This window comes from Ruegeria sp. AI2 (assembly GCF_056541275.1).
Genome location: NZ_JBQFYB010000009.1, coordinates 114,853 through 135,503, shown reverse-complemented (window position 1 = coordinate 135,503; position 20,651 = coordinate 114,853). Strand labels below are relative to the sequence as shown.

The following is a 20,651-nucleotide window of genomic DNA, read 5'->3' as shown; positions in this document are numbered from 1 at the left end:
ACCTTATGAAAATCACCGGGCTGAACGTATATCAGGTGGATCTGCCGCTGAAAGAAGGCCGCTATAGCTGGTCCAACGGCAATTTTGTCGAAGTGTTTGACAGCACCGTTCTGGAAATCATCACGGATGAAGGGTTGAAGGGCTATGCCGAATGCTGCCCGCTTGGCTCGGCCTATCTGCCGTCTTTTGCGCTCGGCGTCCGGGCCGGGCTGGCAGAGCTGGCCGCGCATTTGATTGGGCAGGATCCACTGAATATCGGTCAGATCAACCGCACGATGGATGCGGCCTTGCGGGGTCATCCCTATGCCAAGGCTCCGGTAGATATTGCCTGCTGGGATCTGCTGGGCAAGGCCACGGACCAGCCGCTTTACACATTGCTGGGGGGCGCTGCGCAGGATGATGTGGTGCTTTATCGCGCGATCAGTCAGGAAGCTCCCGAGATCATGGCCAAAAAGATCGAAGGCTATGCTGCCGAAGGCTACACCAAGTTTCAGCTCAAGGTGGGTGGCGAGGCCAATGACGACATCGACCGTATCCACGCCACCCGCGCCGTTCTGAAAAAGTCAGACCTGCTTGTAGCAGACGCCAATACCGGCTGGACCCGGCACGAAGCCGCACGCGTGGTGGGCGCGATTTCGGGTCTGGATGTCTATGTGGAACAGCCTTGCCTGACCTATGAGGAATGCGTGTCGATCCGCCGCCGCACCGCGTTGCCTTTCGTAATGGACGAGGTGATCGACACTCCCAACACGCTGGTCCGCGGCATTGCCGAAGACGCGATGGATGTGATCAACCTGAAGATCTCGAAAGTCGGAGGGTTGACCAAAGCCCGTCTTATGCGGGACCTGTGCGTGGCGCACGGCATCCCCATGACGATCGAAGACACCTGGGGCGGTGACATCACCACGGCGGCCATCGCACATCTGGCCCGTTCAACGCCGTCCGAGTTCACATTCTCTGCCACGGATTTCAACTCTTACGGCACGGTGGACATTGCCGAGGGTGCGCCAAAGCGTGTCATCGGCCGGATGACCGCACCCGCCCGTCCGGGTCTGGGTGTTACACCGATTTTCGACGCTCTGGGCGAGCCTGTCGCACAATATTGAGAGATCCGATGCGGAGCAGCAAAACCGTTCATGTCATTTCAGCCCACGCAGAAGGTGAAGTCGGGGATGTTATCGTTGGGGGCGTTGCCCCGCCACCAGGCGACACCTTGTGGGAACAGCGCAGCTTTGTCGCGGGCGACCAGACGCTGCGCAACTTCGTTCTGAACGAACCTCGGGGCGGTGTTTTCCGTCATGTCAATCTTCTGGTGCCCCCGAAACACCCCAAGGCCGACGCGGCCTTTATCATTATGGAACCCGAAGACACACCGCCGATGTCGGGTTCGAACTCGATCTGTGTTTCAACCGTGTTGCTGGATGGCGGGATCATTCCGATGCAGGAACCAGAAACTCATATGGTGCTTGAGGCCCCGGGCGGGCTGGTTCATGTGCGGGCGGAATGCAGCGGTGGCAAAGCGCAACGCATTTTCGTGCAGAACCTGCCCAGCTTTGCCGACAGACTGTCCGTCCCACTTGAGGTACCCGGAATGGATACGATCATGGTTGATACCGCCTATGGGGGTGACAGTTTTGTCGTGGTCGATGCACAGGCGTTGGGATTCGAGATTGTCGAACATGAGGCCCGTGACATTGCCCGATTGGGGGTGAAGATCACCAATGCAGCCAATGAACAGCTTGGGTTTTCGCATCCTGAAAACCCGGATTGGGACCATATCTCATTCTGTGCTTTCTGCGGCCCGATCAGCGAGACCGAAACCGGATTGACCGGAAAATCTGCCGTGGCGATCCAACCCGGCAAGGTTGATCGGTCGCCTACAGGTACAGCGGTTTCCGCGCGCATGGCGCTGATGGCAGCAAAAGGATTGATGTCGCCGGGTCAGACGTTCGAGGCGGTCTCGATCATCGGATCACGGTTCACCGGTCGGATTGTCGATACCACCGAAGTGGCGGGCCGTACCGCGATTGTCCCCGAAATCAGTGGGCGCGGCTGGATCACCGGAATTCACCAACACATGCTTGACCCGGATGACCCCTGGCCTGGCGGGTATCGCTTGTCGGACACCTGGGGTGTCTGACTAAACAGTGCATTGGCCGCGCCCGCTCTCAGGGAAAGGCAGTTACAGAAGGTTCCATTCGCTCTTGGTCTTACCGTGTTGTCTCAGCAGGGTTGAATCACCATGGATATTGGATGCATTATCAAGCGGAGTGTCCTTAATCAGCTTTCTGGGTGGCCGAGTCGCGGCTCAGCTTGGAATAACGCCGGTAACCGGTAGCTGTACCCAAACAAGTGGCAGGAAAGATATGGCAGGAAAGCGCGCGATAACCAAGCAAAGCCTACCAGATGTCATCGCGAACGATCTTCGTGAACGTATTCTGAACGGTGAACTTGCCGAAGGTGAAGCTATTCGCCAGGAAGCTCTGGCCGAAGAATACGACGTATCTCGGATGCCCATCCGCGAAGCCCTAAAGCGTCTGAACGCTGAAGGCCTGATTCAATGGGCCAATAATCGGGGCGGATCAGTTACCAAACACTCATTGAACGAGATTGGAGAAATATTCGACCTTCGAATGCTTATTGAAGTCGATCTTTTCCGCAGAGCCATTCCGCAGATGACATCTGCCGACTATGCACGATGCAACGAGATATTGACACAGATGGAAGCGTCTTATGACGAGAATGACGTCAGCAAGTGGGGGATCCTGAACTACCAATACCACTCCGCCCTTTACGCGGCGTCGCAGAGGAAACTGACGAATGAATTGCTGGACCGCGTCAATCTGCAATCAGACCGCTATGTCCGAATGCATTTGAGCGTGATGAAGCAGCGGGAACCCGCGAAAAAAGAGCATCGAGAGCTGTTGAAACTGGCGCAAGCAGGGAACGTTGACGAAGCCTGTAACATGCTGATGCGGCACATCCGGCGAACAAAGGAACAGCTGCTGGAGATGATCGTAGCAAAACGCGCCATGGAGGAGACCTAACAGGGCGCTTGATTGTCTCTCTTAATTGGATACATTATCCATAGCTTCAGAATCGTAAATATGGAACCTTCATGACCTGCTCCCCCCATGGTAAGCACCTCATCGCTGGAAATTGGCTTTCAGGTGACACGTTTTTTCAGTCACAGCCCGCTTTTGGACCGTCACACAGTTTTTCGGTGGGGCGTCTTCAGGATGTTGATGCAGCTGCGGAAGCTGCCGAAGAAGCGTTCTGGAGCTATGGTTTTTCGACCCGGGAAGACCGCGCGGCATTTTTGAATGCCATCGCAGATGAGATCGAAGCCCGCGCCGAGGCGATTACTGAAATCGGTACGCAGGAAACCGGCCTGCCCGAGGCCCGTCTGCAAGGAGAGCGGGGTCGCACATCGGGCCAACTTCGCTTGTTTGCCACACATATTCTGAGTGGTGAGTATCTTGATCGGCGCCACGACGGCCCGTTGCCAGACCGCTCGCCGCTGCCGCGCCCGGATCTGAAAATGATCCAGCGCCCAATTGGCCCTGTCGCCGTATTCGGTGCTTCGAATTTCCCTTTGGCCTTTTCAACCGCAGGCGGCGACACCGCTGCCGCCTTGGCTGCTGGGTGCCCCGTTGTCGTAAAAGGGCACAGCGCCCACCCGGGTACCGGTGAGATCATAGCCGAGGCTATAAATGCTGCCATCGAACGCTGCAAAATTCATCCCGGTGTCTTCAGTCTTATTCAGGGGGGTGACCGGACCGTGGGTTCCGCTTTGGTACAGCACCCGCTGATCAGGGCTGTCGGGTTCACTGGCTCATTGGCTGGCGGTCGGGCACTGTTCGATCTATGTGCCGCGCGACCTGAACCAATCCCCTTTTTCGGTGAACTTGGCTCGGTCAACCCGATGTTCATTCTCGATGCTGCGCTGACGAACCGGGGCGACAACATTGCTCAGAACTGGGCGGGGTCGCTGACCATGGGCGCAGGTCAGTTCTGTACGAACCCCGGGGTAGCCGTTTTGCTGGCGGGTGCAGCAGCGGATCGCTTCGCCGAGACCGCGCGAACCGCCTTGTCAGAAACACCCGCGCAGACCATGCTGACCAACGGCATCGCCGACGCTTACCGAACTGGTCAGGCAAGGATCGCCAATACAACAGGTGTGCAGGAGGTTTTGACCTCGATGTGTGACCAACGTACCGCGTCCCCGTACCTGTATCGCACCAATGCTGTGAACTGGCTGGCAAACGAAACCCTTGGTGAAGAGGTTTTTGGCCCGCTGGGCGTAATAGTGACCGCTGAAACGCCTGACGAAATGCGGGCCGTCGCACACAGTCTGCAAGGTCAGCTGACCTGTACCCTGCATATGGATGATGCGGACATGGACACCGCGCGTTCCCTAATGCCGATCCTCGAGCGCAAGGCCGGGCGTGTACTGGCCAATGGCTTTCCCACGGGCGTCGAGGTCTGCGACAGCATGGTGCATGGCGGCCCCTACCCCGCTTCGACCAATTTCGGTGCTACTTCTGTCGGCACATTGTCGATCCGGCGGTTCTTGAGACCCGTGTGTTACCAGAACATGCCGGACGCATTGTTGCCCGAACAATTCCTCTGATCCTTCAACAACACGCTGCAAGAGCGTCAAGGCTCATCGCAAGGATAGCGATGAGCCACGTGTCATATGCTCGAATTTACTGAAGGCTGTGCTTCGGCCTGTTCAGTTACCTTGCTAAGCGCCTACCAGTTTGCTCGACTTACGGCTCTCAGATCCATAGGTGTAAGCCTGTTGTTCACACGTTCTGACCATGGCGGAGACAATCGCCCGCATACCCGTGTGTGCCCAAGCTAGAAAACGTGGGCCAAAAAACAACTTGCTACAAATACACACCATAATGCATAAATATTGCTAGCATTTTAGAGTATTTGAATAAGAATAACACATTTCTGGGGGCAAAAATCGAGCTTGGCGCGCTTCGCGCTTACTTAGACCCGTTGGGGGAAGGGGCTATGGTTTGGCTTGGTTAAAGATTGTGTTGGTTGTATTTGTTGTCGCGCTCATGCCGGTGCAGGCCCTTGCCAACATCGGAACTGTCATCAGCGCCAAACAAGGCGCTCAGATCATTCGCGCCGGAAACACTCAGCCTGTCATTTCAGGAATGGATGTTGAATCAGGCGATACGATTTCTACAGATCACAGCGGTTTGGTTCAGATCGTTTTTGTGGATGAAACCAAAATTGCCGTTGGCCCCAATGCGCATATGGTGTTGGACGTGACCATGCTTCGCGGCAATCGAAAGGCCAAAAGCTTTGCCGTGCAAGCACTTGGTGGCAGCTTTCGATTCATTTCCGGCAAGAGCAGAAAAAGAGCCTATTCGATCAAGACCCCAACTGCGACAATGGCAGTTCGTGGCACAACCTTCGACATGTGGGTCGTATCACAAACCCAAAGCGCAATGCTTGTCCTGCACGGGACGGTTCAAATGTGCAGTGCACAAGGGTCATGCAGGTCCACAGGCCGCGTATGCAGCATGTATGCCACCAGTGGAGGCGGATCAGTCGGGCGGCCTGCTGATCAGGCGCAGTATGACCAGGCGCTAAAATCTGGTTTCCCATTTGTTCAGTCGCAGGAAAGCCTGCTGCCTCCTTTGCAGGTACGGGTTGAGGGGTGTTCTGGCGAAGGCGCGCCCGTGCAACAGGCCAAAGTCGACAGGGCCGACATTCGCAGAACTGCGCCCCAGCCGCGCGCAATCAGCGTCGCAGCACCGCCATCGCCCCCGTCACAACCAGAGCCGGAATCCGAACCAGAACCGGAACCCGAAGAACCGAAACATGAAGAACCTGTTCGCGAAGAGCCCGATCAGGAGGAACGGGAACAACAAGAGTCGGGAAATGAACTGGTCCAACAGCGCTTTTGACCAATTGGGCTTTGCCTCACATTTTGGAGAACGACGTGAGCGACGAGAAGCGCAAAACCAGGACGGGGAAATGGGCGTTCCGCCTTGTCGGATTGTGTCTGATCCTGGTGGGTTGTTTCATCCGGGTCATGGATCCCTATCCTGTGCGAATGACCCGTCTGATCTATTTCGACGTTCTGCAAAGGTCATCCCCGCGTGAGTTCAATCCTGAACTCCCTGTACGAGTTGTAGATATTGACGAAGCCTCTCTGGACAATTGGGGGCAATGGCCCTGGCCCCGAACACTGGTGGCGCAGATCGTTCAAAATCTGGGTGAATATGGCGCTGCGGCCATCGCATTTGATATGTTGTTCGCTGAGCCTGACCGGTTTTCCCCCTCACGGCTTTTGAACGATCCGTCTTTGGCAGGGGTTCTCACAGTGGAACGCCACGCTCGGAAGCTCGACAATGATGTCTTGCTTGGGATGGAAATCGCCTATTGGCCGGTCGTTCTTGGGGCTGCCGCACGTTTGTCTGCTGAAGGAAATCCTATCTCTGCAAAAGCAGGTATCATTGAGTTCGGGGAAAATCCCGCCGCGGGTCTAATCTCAGTTCCTCATTGGACGCCAATTGCGCCTCCGTTGGACCGGACTGCGGCAGGTATTGGTGGGGTCAACGTCTCGCCCATCGGCGGAACCGGTATCATGCGCCGCGTGCCGGTTCTTTGGCGCGGGCCAGATGGGCTGTTGCCGGGTCTGTCGATTGAAGCCCTGAGAGTTGCCTTAGGTGAAACCAATATCATGGCCGAAGGTGCGCTGGACGAAACAGGCATCATGTTGGCGGTTGAGGTCGGGGGATACCGGATACCAACGACAGAAAACGGCGAGATTTGGCTGAGATACCGGCGCGATGCGCCCGAGTTGTATATCTCGGCCAACGATATCCTCAAAGGTTCGGATGATGCGGACGTTCGGGCGGAAGTTGAGGGGCGGATCATCCTGGTCGGAACGTCGGCCGCCGGCTTATTCGATATGCATCAGACAGCTCTTGGGGAAAGCGTTCCCGGTGTTTCAATTCATGCCCAGGTTCTGGAACAGGTGTTGACCAACGAAATGCTAAGCCGCTCGGACGTGACCGCAGCGCAGGAAATGCTTGCCTTCGCCTTTCTCGGGCTTGTCGTGATTGCCGTCATGTCCAGTTTCGGTGCGGTTGCATCTTTCATTGCAGGCGGTGTCGCCGCCGCTGCCGTTCTGACAATCAGTTGGCTGGTTTTTCAAAACCAGTCGGTTTTGTTCGACGCCACATTTCCGCTTATCGGTGGCATGGCCAATTTCGGGCTTCTGGCAGGGTATCTTTTCCTGTCCACCGAACGGGAAAAGCGCAAAATCCGGAAAGTCTTTTCGCATTACGTCGCCCCGGAAATCCTTGATGAGATGGAAACCACCGGGCATCAGCTGCAATTGGGAGGCGAGACGCAGGATATCACGGTGATGTTTTCCGACATCCGGGGTTTCACACCTCTGTCTGAATCCGCATCTGCCACCGAGCTGGTCTCACTGCTGAATGCGCTTTTTTCCAGTATCGGCGATCAGATACTGGCTGAACGGGGAACCATCGACAAGTTTATCGGCGACGCTGTTATGGCGTTCTGGAACGCACCTTTGCCTGTCGCTGACCACCCGTGCCGGGCTTCATTAGCCGCGCTGAAAATGCGGCGCGCTTTGGCAGAGTTCAATGTATCCGACATCATGCGAAACCGCCCCCCTATCGCGCTGGCAACGGGACTTGCCACAGGGCAGGCCTGCGTCGGCAACATCGGCTCGCAGAAACGGTTCAACTACACGGTTATCGGTGACGTCGTGAATGTCTCAGCACGGATCGAACAATGCTGTCGAACAGTCGACTATGACATCGTCGTTTCCAACGGCGTCCATGAAATCACGCATGGGGATCTGGCCATGTTAGAGGCCGGGCATGTTGATCTGAAAGGCAAAGCCAACCCGGAACCCGTCTTTGTTTTGGTGGGCGATCAGGCCCTGTTGCAAACAGCGGCATTCCAGGATCTCAGGGCTGCACATGCAGAGCTGATTTTGGCGATCACAAATCGACATCCAAACAGCCTGGTCAAGACCTTGTGCCAACAGTGCGAAGAACTGGCTGAAGACATCGAGCCCGGCTTGCGTCAGTTCTACAGGGCGCTGCCCGGTCGTGCCGCTGACTTCCGGTCGAACCTACCATCCGGGCAATTCATGTTCACACGCCACAATCTTGGTTAACCAGTCACGTTTTCCGGCGCTTGCCCTCTTTGGGTCACGCTCACACCGGAACAAACTGATGCAAGACGGGCTGAAAATTATCGTTACTGTAATCTCTGCCCGTCATTCCCGAAGTAATATGCACGGTTGGGATCAAACCCGAATTGTACATCGTCACCCGGGGCAATTGCATGCTGGCCAAACAAACGAACTGTAACTGGCACGTTACTGGTTTGCAGAATGACATTGGTATCACCGCCCAACTGCTCAACATGCGAAACGGTGCCGGCGATCGGTCCACCGCTTTCCAGGCGGATGTCCTCCGGGCGCAGCCCCAGTTCGCGCGCATCGCCCGGGGTCAGGTTGTCCGCAGGCAGAAAATTCATGGACGGTGAACCAAGAAAGCCCGCGACAAAGCGGTTTGCTGGGTTGTTGTACAGCTCCATCGGGCTGCCGACCTGTTCCACCCGTCCGTCACGCAGCACCACTATCTTGTCGGCCAATGTCATCGCTTCTGTCTGATCGTGCGTGACATAAATCATCGAGGCCGAGAGTTGCCTGTGCAGATTTGCGATCTCGATCCGGGTGTTCATGCGCAAAGCAGCATCAAGATTGGAGAGCGGTTCGTCGAACAGGAAAAGCTTGGGTTGGCGCACGATGGCTCGACCGATGGCAACACGCTGGCGCTGCCCCCCCGACAGTTCGGATGGGTAGCGGTCAAGGTAGGGCTCCAACCCCAGCATCCGGCTCGCCTCCGCGACCCGCTCGTCGATCACGGCTTTCGGCTGGCGTTCCTGTTTCAGGGCAAGGGTCAGGTTGCCGCGTACATTCAGGTGCGGATAAAGCGCGTAACTCTGGAACACCATGGCGATGCCGCGTTTCGAGGGCGGGGTCAGATTGACCTGCTCACCAGCAATTCTGATCTCACCCGATGTGGCGTCTTCAAGCCCTGCAATAACGCGCAGAAGAGTGGACTTGCCGCATCCGGAGGGGCCGACAAAAACCACAAACTCGCCGTCCTCAACCTCAAGATTGATGTCCTTCAGGACCTCTACATTGCCAAAGGATTTGTGAATGTTTTTCAGTGAAAGGGCGGTCATTGGCGGGTCTCCTCAAGAGAAACGGGTTGGCCAGTGCGGATGCTTTGATCAGCGGCCAGGCAGATGGCAAGGGATTGTACGGCGTCTGACATATGGCGGGTCAAGTCGATATCCTCGGCGATGGCGCGCAGCATATAGGCTTGTTCAGCATCGCACAGTTCCTGATGGCCGGGTTCATCAGGCATGTCGATAATCCTGTCGCCCTGCGGCGTGTGAACCAGAAGACCACCAACCTTGGTGTGACCATCGATGTCCGCTGACGCGCCCTTGTTTCCGTCGGTGATCGAAACAGACCCGTTGGGTGACACGATGTCCTTCACGAAAAACGCGGTTTCGGACATCATCGGACCCCACCCAGCCTCGTACCACCCGACCGAACCGTCGTCGAACACGACCTGAAACTGGCCGTAATTGTACATGTCAGGCGCGATTTCATCCGACAGGCGCAGACCCATGCCATAAACGCGAAGGGGTTTTGCGTCGGTGATCTGGCACATCACATCGACATAATGCACACCGCAATCCACGATGGGCGACGTGGTCTGCATCAGGGCCTTGTGCGTCTCCCACTCAGGGCCCGAGGATTGTTGATTCAGGTTCAGACGGAACACATAGGGGCCACCCAGAGTGCGAGCCTCGGCGATCAGACGCATCCAGGATGGGTGGTGGCGCAGGATATAGCCCACCACCAGCTTACGGTTCAGCCGCGTTGCTGTTTCGACCACACGCTGCGCATCGGCAACGTTGGTGGCGAGCGGTTTTTCGACAAACACATGCGCACCCGCCTCCATCGCGGCGCAGGCGTAATCCGCGTGACTGTCCGAGTAGGTCGCAATCACAACCAGATCGGGTTTGGTTTCGGTCAGAGCAGCCTCAAAACTTGAATACACCGGATAGCGCGTCAGATCAGGGTGATCTACGCGGCCGGATCGGTTCACCAACCCGACAATCTGCGCGTCCGGGTGATGGTGATGTGCCAACGCATGGCTCAGCCCCATGTTCCCAAGGCCTGCGATCAGGACGCGGGTCATTTCACTGCTCCTGACGTGATGCCGCGGATAAGCTGTCGCGAGAAGATCACATAGAGGATCAGCACCGGCAGGATCGCCATTGAAAGGGCTGACAGGACCGCGTTCCAGTCTGTCACAAACTGACCGATGAAGACCTGGCTTCCCAGCGTCAGTGTCTTGGTCTCTTCCGCAGGAGCCAGGATCAGCGGGAACCATAGATCGTTCCAGATCGGGATCATGTTGAACACGGCAACCGTTGCCATTGCCGGACGCACCAGCGGCAACACAAGCCGAAAGAAGATTGTGTATTCGCTTAGCCCGTCGATACGGCCCGCATTCTTGAGGTCGTCACTCACCTGTTTCATGAACTCGCTTAGGATGAACACCGCCAAGGGCAGGCCCTGCGCCGTATAGACAAGGATCAGTGCCCACAGCGTGTTCACCAGCCCGGTCGCCACCATCATTTCCAGGATGGCCACGGTGCCGATGCGGATCGGGATCATGATTCCAAGCGCCAGGTACAGACCCATAAGCATGTTGCCCTTGAACCGGTATTCACTCAGCGCATAAGCCGCCATCGCGCCAAACAGCAGGACCAAGGTCAGGGATGCAACCGTCACAATCAGGGAGTTCTGGAAATAAAGGAAGAAATCCCCCTGCTTCATCACTGTCTGATATCCGATCATCGAAAAACTGTCGGCATCGGGCAGCGCCAGCGGTTCGCGAAAGATTGCCTTGCGGGTCTTGAAGCTGTTGATCAGGATCACAAAAACCGGAAACAGAGCGATCAGCGTATAAAAGATCAGAGCACCATGCATCGCGAAGGTGTTTAGCGGGTTGGAGCGGGCCTTGTTCATGTCATCTGCTCCTTACAGCTGGTACCGGCGCATCCGGGTCTGGATGCCGAAAAGGTAGACACAGACACCCAGCAGGATGATTGCAAACATCGCACCAGCGATGGCCGAACCCATATGCGGGTCACCCAATTGCAGCTGGAAGCCAAAGAATGTGCGGTACATGAAGGTGCCAAGAATATCGGTCGAGAAGTCAGGCCCCGCCAAGGCACCCTGTGCAGCATAGATCAGATCGAAGGCGTTGAAATTACCGACAAATGTCAGGATTGAGATGATCCCGATCGAAGGCAAGATAAGCGGCAGCTTGATCTTCCAGAAGGCACTTGTGCCGGTGATGCCATCCACTTCCCCGGCTTCCAGGATTTCCTCAGGGATCGATAGCAAGGCCGCGTAGATCAGCATCATAGGGATACCGACAAACTGCCAGACCGAAATCAGCGCCAGAGTGGTCAAAGCGTATTCCTCCTTCCCCAACCACGGGGCAAAGAGGGATTTCAACCCAACCGCATCCAGCATCGAAGGAGCGATGCCCCAGATGGGCGACAAGATCAGTTTCCATGCAAATCCAACGATCACAAAGCTCAGGATTGTCGGAATGAAGATCGCCGACCGATAGAGAACTGCAAATCGCAGGCGCGGATGGCTGAGCAGCGCTGCCAGCGCGATGCCGATGGGGTTCTGCACCAGCATGTGAATCAGAAAGAACCAGAAATTGTTGCCCAGCGCATTCCAGAACTGTTCCGACCAGATCGGATCGAAAAACAGCGTTTGAAAGTTCTGCAGTCCAACAAAAACGCGGCTCTGGTCGACCTCAGAGTAAAGGGCCAGACGGAGCGTGTTGAACAGGGGAAAGATCATCACCGCTGTGTATACAAGCACGGCTGGTGCCAGAAACACGACGATATGCCAGCGGATGCGGGGGCGGGTCATGGGAACGCTTTCGATGGAATGCTTGGCGTACCCGGGCAACTCATGCTGCCCGGGTATGGTTCAGCTTACTGATGTGGTGCGTACCACGAGGCGAGGCCCGCCTGTAGTTCTGCACCCAGCTCTTCGGGCGACTTGGCACCTTTGATCGCGGCAACGGATGCGCCCCAGGTCTCGTTCTCGAGGTTTGGTGTGCCGCGCGACAGGATTTGATAAGTCGAGCGGATGGTCGATTCACATTCTTCACGCCAGCCGACAATTTCCTTGGCCAGCGGGTCCTGCAACTCGACCGGAGTGCTCGACAGCGGGAAGAAGCCGGGCAGAGCGTTGCCGAAGATTTCGGCAAACTCAGGGCTTGCGACCCAGGTCAGGAATGTTTCAGCGGCTTCAGGATTCTTTGTGGCCGCGTTCATGCCGATGCCAATATCCGTGTGGTCCGAGATATAGCAGGTGTCACCTGCGTTCTGAACCGGCGGCTTGAAAGCGCCCATTTCGAAATCGGCTTGTGCGTTGAAGCCGGAAATCTCCCATGATCCCGCAGGATAGATGGCTGCGCGGCCCAAAGTGAAGATGTTCTGGCTGTCGGGATAGGTCTGTGCTTCGTACCCGTCACCCAGATACGCACCCCAACGGGCCAGCGTCGCATAAGGGGCTGTCCAGGCTTCATCGGTCAGCTTCTGTTCGCCTGCGATCAACGCCTGACGACCTTCTTCACCCTTCCAGTAGTTCGGCCCGATGTTGTTGTAGCCCATCGTGGCAGCTTCCCACTGGTCGTTGGTACCCATTGCCATTGGGATGTAAGTGCCGTCTTCCTTGATCTTGTCCAAAGCGGCAAAGAACTCGTCTTCTGTGGTCGGCACTTCGAGGCCCAACTCGGCAAAAGCGTCCTTGTTGTAGATGAAGCCGTGAATTACCGACGCCATCGGCACGCAGAAGCTGGCCGAACCGTCATCCGTCTGCCAGGCAGACTTTGCAACGTCCGAGAAGTTGTTCATCGCCTCGACCGAGGACAGATCGGTCAGGTGACCGGCCTCATAAAGCGCCAGCGAAGCATCGAAGGGGCGGCAGGTAATCAGGTCACCGGCAGACCCCGCATCAAGTTTCGAGTTCAAAACCGCGTTGTATTCTGCCGGGGCAGACGGCGTGAACTGGACTTTGATGCCAGGATGCTTTGCTTCAAAGGCCGGGATGATCTGGTCCTGCCACAGTGTCAGGTCATCGTTACGCCAGCTTTCGATAGTCAGCGTGACGTCTTCGGCATAGGCGGCAGAGGCTAACAGCGTCCCACCAAGCAAGGCCAGTTTCAGGCTATTACGTTTCATTGTACTCTCCCATTTGGTTTGCAGTTATTTATCAGGTGTCAGTGCCGCGCTCAGAACTCCGCCCGCTTCTTTCAGGCGCGCATTGGCTGCCGCCAGTGAAACGCCGCGAGCAGCGATGAGAATGGCGGATTTGGCGTCTCCTTGCGCTTCAACCAGGGCGTTTTGGGCAGTGCTTGCATCAACTCCGGCGATCCGGGCGACGATGCCGGTCGCACGCGCCCGCAGCTTTGCGTTGTCTGCTCGCAGGTTGACCATCATGCCCTCGTGAACATGACCCAACTTGATTGCCATAAGGCTGGACAGCATGTTCAGCGCGATTTTCTGGGCTGTACCGGCGCCCATTCGGGTTGAGCCTGAAATCAGTTCAGGCGGGGTGGCAAGCAGAATCGCGTGATCGCATTGCGCCAACAGCGGGCTGCCCGGGTTGTTGGCTATCCCGATCGTGCAGGCACCCGCAACACGCGCAAGTCGCGCGGCCTCAAGTGTATAGGGGGTGGTGCCACTGGCAGAGACAGCAATGACCGTGTCGCTGCACATAAGCCCGGCCAGCTCTTCGACCAACCCGTCGGTGTCATCCTCGGTTTCACCGGGCATATGCGCGGATTGCGGCAACCCTCCGGCCATCAGGATATGGACTTGGTTTTCGTCGATGCCGAAAGTACCGCCCAGTTCCATTGCATCAGCCGCAGCCATCAGCCCCGAAGACCCCGCCGCCGCGTAATACAATGAACCACCTGATGCCAGACTGCGGGCCATGGCGTCGGCACCGTCACAAATCGCACGCAGGGCGCCCTGCGGGGCACCGGCCGCTTCCTGCTGACCCCTGGACAGGGCCAGCGCCGCCTCTTCCAGCGGTCGGTTGCCCAAATCGTATGCGTCCGGGTGGAGTTGTTCTGTGATGTGTGGCAGCACGTGTTTCTCCTCGTTGCCAGAAAGCATACCTATACAATACCATTTGTCTACTAATTTTTTTTCAGCTGTTATTGGCCTTAAAATTCGTCGCATTTTCAATCTTTCCGCCCCTATTGGATTTACTTTGGCATTTACATTTCAACATAGGCATTATATAGGTATCATCATGCTTAGGTCGAAAAACAATCCAATCATCGCAGCAGACGGCGGCGGAACAACCTGTCGGATCGCCTATGACGATGGGGAGCAGCGGCTGGTGGTCGAGGTTGGCCCCGCCAACGTCGCCAGCGATTATGACGGCGCGATTGTGCGGCTGAAAGACGGCCTGAAGATGCTTGCAACCAAGCTCAATGTTCAGCCCGACACCTTACGGCCCGTGCCGGCGTATTTTGGACTGGCTGGTGTTACCGGCGAACAGATTGCCCAGCGAGTGGCCGCGGATTTGCCGTTGGACAGTATACTGGTCGAGGATGATCGTCACCCTGCGCTGGCGGGTGCGCATCAGGCAACCGATGGTGCAATCGCCCATTGCGGGACGGGTTCGTTTCTGGCCCTGCAATCGCAAGCCGGCCGACGCTTTGCCGGTGGCTGGGGCTCAGTACTGGGGGATGAGGCCTCTGCTCAGTGGATTGGGCGCAGAGCACTTTCCGTTACGCTGGATGCATGGGACGGGCTGGTCTCAATTTCCAACCTGACCGAGGCCTTGCTTAACGAATTTGGCAGTACAAGCGGCATTGTCGCTTTCGCGACTGCGGCCCAGCCTCATGAATTCGGCCAAATTGCGCGACAGGTGACAGCGGCAGCGAGGTCAGGGGATGAACGGGCGGTTTCGCTTATGCGCGAAGGCGCCGCGCATCTTTTGCAGGCACTGGAAGCAATGGGTTGGACCCCGGCCATGCCATTATGCCTGACCGGGGGTATTGGCCCCCATTACGAGGCGTATCTGCCGGATGGTGCGCGTGGCGCAGTAACAGAGCCCAAAGGTGCGCCTATCGACGGGGCCATCGCCTTGGCCCGAGCTTTTCAAGTGGAGCATTCGGCATGAACGCAGCATCCTTTCTGGCTTCTGACGACTGGCTCGAAAACAGCGGCGGGCCGCGTTATGTCCGGCTGCGTCAGCGACTGGAGGAAGGCATCGACGCTGGTGTCCTGCCCCCGAATTCCTCATTGCCGCCCGAGCGCGAGATCGCCGAGATTACCGGCCTGTCCAGGGTCACCGTGCGCAAGGCCATTCAGGAACTGGTGAAACAGGGCGCAATCGTGCAGCGGCAGGGTTCCGGGTCTTTCGTACGGAACGCCGCACCGAAACTGGAGCAATCGCTTTCGCATCTGACCTCGTTCAGCGAGGACATGCGCCTGCGCGGCATGGAATCAACCTCCAAGTGGTTGGAACGGGGCGTTTTTCTGCCATCACCCGAGGAAACGGCGGTGCTCGGGCTGCCCGCTGACGGACAGGTGGCGCGCATTTGCCGCCTGCGAGAGGCTGGTGGACGCCCCATGGCAGTCGAACGTGCCTCGTTGCCATTGGACATTCTGCCAAATCCGCTTGCCGTGCGCGACTCACTCTATGATCTACTGGAAGAAAGCGGCTGCCGACCTGTTCGCGCCATCCAGAAGATTTCCGCCGTTAATCTTGAGGCTGAAGATGCCGCTCTGCTTGGCGTCGCGGAAGGCGCGGCAGGGCTGAGCATCCAGCGGATTTCCCATCTGGAAGGCGGGCGCGTCGCCGAGTTCACAAAATCCAACTATCGCGGCGATGCCTATGACTTTGTGGCTGAGCTGCGACTCACTCCATGATCTGCGATTCCGATGGAAAGGCTGCCCCGATGACCCCGAAAACGACCCTGATGCGTCAGGAAATCGAAGAAATTCCTGTCGCTGTTGAGCGATTACTCAGCAATGGCGGAGACGCCCTGAGCACAGCAGCGGACGTCGCCCGGAACGGTGGGCTGAAGTTCATGATTTCGGCGGCGCGTGGCTCTTCAGACCACGCCTGCACCTTTCTGAAATACGCAAGTGAATTGCTTCTTGGCTTGCCGATGGCATCCGTCGGCCCATCGGTCGCGTCAGTGTATGGCGCTGACCTGCATGTGGCCGGGGCGCTTTGCCTTTCTGTTTCACAATCAGGAAAAAGCCCGGATATCGTGCAACTTACGCAAAGTGCCCGAAAGGCTGGGGCCAGCACCGTGGCAATCACAAATGATCCGTCGTCCCCCCTTGCACTGGCGGCTGAGGCGGCTTTGCCGCTGCACGCAGGCCCCGAGCTTAGTGTAGCGGCGACAAAGACCTTCGTGACCTCGCTGGTTGCGGGGCTTTGGCTGCTGGCGGAACTGAAAGGCGACAAAGATCTTCTGGCTGCGCTGCGTGGCCTGCCCAGGCACCTTGATGCCGCGACTCGGTGTGACTGGAGCAGGGCGGCGGCGGCTGTCACCCAAAGCTCGCTGTATACGCTTGGTCGCGGACCAAGCGTGGCGATCTCGAACGAGGCCGCGCTGAAATTCAAGGAAACCTGCCAGATCCATGCCGAAAGTTATTCCTCGGCCGAGGTGCTGCATGGCCCTGTCTCGATCGTGGAAGGCGGATTTCCGGTTATTGCCTTTGCCGCCAATGATCCCGCAGAGCCGCTGTTGGCCGAGGTTGCCGACACGCTCGCAGCCAAGGGGGCACAGGTATTTGCCACCAGCCCAATGGTCACAAAGGCCGAGGTGCTGCCTCATGTCCGCACGGATCACTGGCTGACGGACCCGGTAGCCGCCATCGTGTCCTTTTATTCAATGGTCGAGCAGGTCGCTGTACAACGCGGGATCAACCCGGATGCGCCACGTCACCTGCGAAAAGTGACGGAAACGGTATGAGCGACGAGGCGACCATCTACCACGGCGGGCTTGTTTTTGACGGCACCAAACTGCACGACGGTGCCGCGCTGCGGCTGGAGGCTGGCCGCATCACTGACATAGGCGTTGACGTGAAGACAGACGCTGGCAAGCTTGTCGATCTGCAAGGCGACATACTGGCCCCCGGCTATGTTGACCTGCAAGTGAATGGCGGCGGCGGAGTGATGTTCAACGCCGCCCCGTCTGTCGAAACGCTTGCGCGTATTGCCGAGGCGCACCGGACGCTTGGGGCAACCTCGATCCTTCCCACCCTGATCACGGATACCGCAGCCAAGACCCGCGCCGCCATCGAAGCGGTCAAGGCCGCGATTTCTGCGGGTGTTCCGGGGATCACTGGCCTGCATCTGGAAGGGCCGCATCTTTCGGTGGCTCGGAAAGGCGCCCATGATGCAACCCTGATCCGCCCCATGGATGACGAAGACCTGACGACGCTTGTCGCGGCGGCGCATGCCCTGCCCGCATTGATGCTGACGGTTGCGCCTGAAAACGTATCAATTGCGCAGGTAAAAGCGCTGGTCTCGGCCGGTGCCGTTGTATCGCTGGGCCACAGTGATGCGGATTTTGATACCTGCCTGTCTTATGCCGAGGCCGGTGCGTCCTGCGTGACGCATCTGTTCAATGCCATGAGTCAACTGGGCAATCGATCTCCGGGGCTTGTCGGGGCGGTTCTGGCCTCGGGTCGATTGAACGCCGGACTGATCGCTGACGGCATTCACGTTCACCCCGAAGCCATGCGCACAGCCTGGGCCGCCAAGCGGGGCCCGGGCCGGATATTTCTGGTCAGCGATGCGATGGCACCGGCTGGCACGGACCAGCGCATGTTCGAACTGGAAGGCCGCCGCATTTCCCGCAAAGACGGGCGTTTGACACTGTCTGATGGTACTTTGGCGGGGGCTGATCTGGACTTGACCACAGCGCTGCGTGTCCTGAACACGCAAGCCGAAGTGCCGCTGGAAGACGCATTGGCAGCCGCAACTCGTATACCCGCCGAAGTGATGGGATTAACCGACGCGGGTCGGCTGGCCATAGGAGAGCAATGCCCGCTGATCCGTATTGCCAGAGATATGAGCAACGTAGACGCGCTGGTTTGACCCAGTGTCATAAGACCTGCGCTGACAAAATCCAGAGTTTCTGCAACCAGTAGTCAATTCACTGAACGGGAACGGATTTCAGGTAAGCAGCAATGGCCAATCGGTCTTCATCGCTTAGTTTCGAGGTGTTCTCGATGACTTCGACCATTTCGCCTCCGGCGCTGTCATAATCCGGTGTGAAACCGGATTTCAGATATTCAGCGATGTCAGCCTCAGACCAGTCAAGCTGGGCAGTGGTCAGACCGGGGATGCGCCCTTTGCCGTTAGGATTTGGCGCTCCGGTCAGCCAAAGATCCCGCTTCAACCCTCCCAGTCCGTTTCGTGGTGTATGGCATTCTGAGCAGTGCCCCAAAGCTTCCACCAAATACCGGCCCCGGATTTGCTGATCGGTCAGATCACCTTCGACCACCCAGCCCGAGCCTGAAAACAGAAGCTTCCACAACCCCAGCCCGCGCCGGATGTTGAAAGGGAAACCGACGTCATGCGGGATACTTGCCGCATCAGACGCAGGCAGGGTGTTCAAAAACGCATGAAGCGCCGCGACGTCCTCGGCCGTCATCTTGGCATAAGACGTATAGGGGAAGGCCGGGTAATAATGCTGTCCCTTGGGGCCTGTTCCATGTTTCAGGGCATTGGCCAGATCTAGCGCAGACCATGATCCAATTCCGGCGTCTGGATCACTGGAAATGTTTGGAGCTACAAACGTACCGAAATCCGTTTCAAACCGGCGCCCGCCAGCAAGAACAAGCTTTCCTTCCTCGCGGGCATCCGGGGCCGAGTGGCATGAGGCGCATCCAGCAGAATAGAAGACAGACGCCCCTCTGGTCACGTCGGGGGTCAGACCGGCCAACTGTCCCGGATCAACTCTTTGTGGCAGGGTTAGCAGCAAACCGGCCAACCCGACCATAAGCATGACTAGAACGGCGAAAAGTAGAATGCGCCGCACTGATCGATACTCCTTTAATTTTCTGGTGCTCTGTAAGCTTTGTGACAGGCCGAGCAGGCTCCGCCAAGTTGGCCCATCGCCCCTTTCAGGGCTTCAACATCCTGACCTGCCGCAGCCTGCATCGCAACAGCCGCATCGGCCAGTGCCTGCCCTTTAGCGCCGACATCTGCAAAGTTCTCCCAAATAGCGGGCAAGGCGCGGGTGGACGGGTCTGACACATTATCCGATCCGGCTGGCCACATCGCGGATTGGTCGATCTGCGACACGACGACGATATTATTTGCGGCACGCGTAGCCGCTTCGGCATCATACTCTGCCTCTCCCTTGGCCATGGCGCCCAGCGTGCCCAGGTTGAAAGCGTAAAGCTGCATAATCGAAGTCCGCGCTTTTACAGCCGGGTTTTCGCTATCCTGAGCAATTGCAGTTCCAACTACGGCCAAGGACAAAAGACCTGCCGCAAAGATCGAAGATTTCTTCATCATGGTGTGGCTCCCTGTTTAATGTGCCATATGATAGCTTGAACGATTTTTCTTGTAATTGTTTGTTATTCGGCCTCACCTGTTCATTTATGAACAACGACAATTGGGACAATATTCGGTATGCCCTCGCCGTCAGCAAACACGGCTCGTTGAATGCGGCAGCGACAGCCCTGGGTGTTGCACATGCAACCGTCTTGCGCAGGGTTGCAGCCTTTGAACACCGATATGGCTGCGCTGTTTTTCGGAAAGACCCGTCGGGGTATTCGGTTCTTCCTGAAGCCAGAACAATTCTGTCCGCCATGGAAAGCGTTGAAGATGCCGTACTTTCGGTCGAACGCGCTGTTGTAGGCGCAAATCGTTCGCCTGCGGGTCATGTGCGTATCGCGTCCACGGACAGCCTTTGCCAGTTTGTCCTGCCACAGATACTAAACTCAATTTCCGCTCTCTACCCCAGCCTCGAACTGACGATCCTCAGCGGAAACAGCCACCATGATCTGACCAGGTTAACCGCAGATATAGTTGTCCGCCCTTCGGTTCAACTAGGTGAAGGTTTGACTGGAGAGCGCGCAGGAACGTTGCGCTTCGGGGTTTATAGTGACGGTACCCATGATCAAAAATGGATGCGGCTTGATGGGGCCCTCAGCCGTTCACTTCCGGCGAAATGGTTGGCTGAACATGTTCGCGCTGATGACATGACAAACGGAGCAGACAGTTTTCTGGTGCTTCAGCAGATGGTTGCATCCGGTGTGGGGAGAGCTTTTTTGCCTGCGTTTATAGGCGACGCTGATCCCCGGCTTCATAGGTTGAACGACATTGATCCCCGAATCGAGGTTCCACTTTGGGTCGCGACGCTTGAGGAAATCGCACACACGCCAAGATTTGCGGTCGTGCAACGGGCACTGGTTGAACACCTTCCGCATGCACTGGCTGGGTGACGTCACAACTAAAG

General features: G+C 57.1%; 19 protein-coding genes. 11 read left to right on the top strand and 8 right to left on the bottom strand.

Annotated elements, in window-relative coordinates; translation table 11 throughout:
- Positions 1-5 precede the first annotated feature (5 nt).
- From ACR0LL_RS15570 to ACR0LL_RS15545, 6 genes are all read left to right on the top strand, one after another.
- A complete protein-coding gene (locus ACR0LL_RS15570; protein WP_480588200.1) occupies positions 6-1,106 on the top strand; it encodes a cis-3-hydroxy-L-proline dehydratase in 1,101 nt (366 codons plus the stop codon).
- Positions 1,107-1,114: 8 nt separating this feature from the next.
- Complete coding sequence (locus tag ACR0LL_RS15565; RefSeq protein ID WP_480588198.1) at positions 1,115-2,140, top strand: trans-3-hydroxy-L-proline dehydratase; 1,026 nt, start codon at positions 1,115-1,117, stop codon at positions 2,138-2,140.
- A 226-nt stretch (positions 2,141-2,366) separates the two neighbouring features.
- On the top strand, positions 2,367-3,047 hold the full coding sequence (locus ACR0LL_RS15560) for a GntR family transcriptional regulator (protein WP_480488054.1): 681 nt from the start codon (positions 2,367-2,369) through the stop codon (positions 3,045-3,047).
- Positions 3,048-3,118: 71 nt separating this feature from the next.
- Complete coding sequence (locus ACR0LL_RS15555; protein WP_480588196.1) at positions 3,119-4,633, top strand: aldehyde dehydrogenase (NADP(+)); 1,515 nt, start codon at positions 3,119-3,121, stop codon at positions 4,631-4,633.
- Between the two features lie 397 nt (positions 4,634-5,030).
- A complete protein-coding gene (locus tag ACR0LL_RS15550) occupies positions 5,031-5,933 on the top strand; it encodes a FecR family protein (RefSeq protein ID WP_480588194.1) in 903 nt (300 codons plus the stop codon).
- Positions 5,934-5,968: 35 nt separating this feature from the next.
- Complete coding sequence (locus ACR0LL_RS15545) at positions 5,969-8,188, top strand: CHASE2 domain-containing protein (protein WP_480588193.1); 2,220 nt, start codon at positions 5,969-5,971, stop codon at positions 8,186-8,188.
- 83 nt (positions 8,189-8,271) lie between these two features.
- On the opposite strand, the gene ACR0LL_RS15540 is transcribed toward ACR0LL_RS15545, so the two are convergent.
- The 6 genes from ACR0LL_RS15540 to ACR0LL_RS15515 all read right to left on the bottom strand — a co-directional run bounded on the left by ACR0LL_RS15540 (position 8,272) and on the right by ACR0LL_RS15515 (position 14,292).
- Entirely contained in the window at positions 8,272-9,267 is a 996-nt protein-coding gene (locus tag ACR0LL_RS15540; protein WP_480588191.1) for an ABC transporter ATP-binding protein, read from the bottom strand.
- Positions 9,264-10,298, bottom strand: a complete 1,035-nt coding sequence (locus tag ACR0LL_RS15535) for a Gfo/Idh/MocA family protein (RefSeq protein ID WP_480588189.1) — start codon at positions 10,296-10,298, stop codon at positions 9,264-9,266. Before ACR0LL_RS15535 ends, ACR0LL_RS15540 begins: the two co-directional genes overlap by 4 nt.
- Entirely contained in the window at positions 10,295-11,134 is an 840-nt protein-coding gene (locus ACR0LL_RS15530; protein WP_267366204.1) for a carbohydrate ABC transporter permease, read from the bottom strand. Before ACR0LL_RS15530 ends, ACR0LL_RS15535 begins: the two co-directional genes overlap by 4 nt.
- Positions 11,135-11,146: 12 nt before the next feature.
- Positions 11,147-12,061 carry a carbohydrate ABC transporter permease gene (locus ACR0LL_RS15525; RefSeq protein ID WP_267366203.1) on the bottom strand — a complete coding sequence of 305 codons (915 nt, stop codon included), beginning with the start codon at positions 12,059-12,061 and terminating at the stop codon, positions 11,147-11,149.
- Positions 12,062-12,126: 65 nt separating this feature from the next.
- Positions 12,127-13,380, bottom strand: a complete 1,254-nt coding sequence (locus ACR0LL_RS15520; RefSeq protein WP_267366202.1) for an ABC transporter substrate-binding protein — start codon at positions 13,378-13,380, stop codon at positions 12,127-12,129.
- Positions 13,381-13,404: 24 nt separating this feature from the next.
- The gene (locus ACR0LL_RS15515; protein WP_480588187.1) at positions 13,405-14,292 is read right to left on the bottom strand and encodes an N-acetylmuramic acid 6-phosphate etherase; all 888 of its coding nucleotides are present in this window, start codon (positions 14,290-14,292) and stop codon (positions 13,405-13,407) included.
- 166 nt (positions 14,293-14,458) lie between these two features.
- Here ACR0LL_RS15515 and ACR0LL_RS15510 point away from each other — a divergent pair, with 166 nt between their 5' ends.
- Genes ACR0LL_RS15510 through nagA form a run of 4 tightly spaced genes read left to right on the top strand, consistent with a single transcriptional unit; the run spans position 14,459 to position 18,277 of the window.
- The gene (locus ACR0LL_RS15510; RefSeq protein ID WP_480588185.1) at positions 14,459-15,337 is read left to right on the top strand and encodes a glucosamine kinase nucleotide-binding domain-containing protein; all 879 of its coding nucleotides are present in this window, start codon (positions 14,459-14,461) and stop codon (positions 15,335-15,337) included.
- On the top strand, positions 15,334-16,089 hold the full coding sequence (locus tag ACR0LL_RS15505) for a GntR family transcriptional regulator (RefSeq protein WP_209597491.1): 756 nt from the start codon (positions 15,334-15,336) through the stop codon (positions 16,087-16,089). The genes ACR0LL_RS15510 and ACR0LL_RS15505 overlap by 4 nt, the downstream gene beginning before the upstream one ends.
- Before the next feature lie 29 nt (positions 16,090-16,118).
- A complete protein-coding gene (locus tag ACR0LL_RS15500; RefSeq protein WP_480495938.1) occupies positions 16,119-17,147 on the top strand; it encodes an SIS domain-containing protein in 1,029 nt (342 codons plus the stop codon).
- On the top strand, positions 17,144-18,277 hold the full coding sequence (gene nagA / locus ACR0LL_RS15495; RefSeq protein WP_480588183.1) for an N-acetylglucosamine-6-phosphate deacetylase: 1,134 nt from the start codon (positions 17,144-17,146) through the stop codon (positions 18,275-18,277). Before ACR0LL_RS15500 ends, nagA begins: the two co-directional genes overlap by 4 nt.
- Positions 18,278-18,335: 58 nt before the next feature.
- Here nagA and ACR0LL_RS15490 read toward each other — a convergent pair whose 3' ends face one another.
- Both ACR0LL_RS15490 and ACR0LL_RS15485 read right to left on the bottom strand, forming a co-directional pair.
- The gene (locus tag ACR0LL_RS15490; RefSeq protein ID WP_480588181.1) at positions 18,336-19,223 is read right to left on the bottom strand and encodes a c-type cytochrome; all 888 of its coding nucleotides are present in this window, start codon (positions 19,221-19,223) and stop codon (positions 18,336-18,338) included.
- 14 nt (positions 19,224-19,237) lie between these two features.
- On the bottom strand, positions 19,238-19,705 hold the full coding sequence (locus ACR0LL_RS15485) for a c-type cytochrome (protein WP_480559064.1): 468 nt from the start codon (positions 19,703-19,705) through the stop codon (positions 19,238-19,240).
- 86 nt (positions 19,706-19,791) lie between these two features.
- On the opposite strand from ACR0LL_RS15485, the gene ACR0LL_RS15480 reads away from it, so the two are divergent.
- Positions 19,792-20,637, top strand: a complete 846-nt coding sequence (locus ACR0LL_RS15480; RefSeq protein ID WP_480588179.1) for a LysR family transcriptional regulator — start codon at positions 19,792-19,794, stop codon at positions 20,635-20,637.
- Positions 20,638-20,651 lie beyond the last annotated feature (14 nt).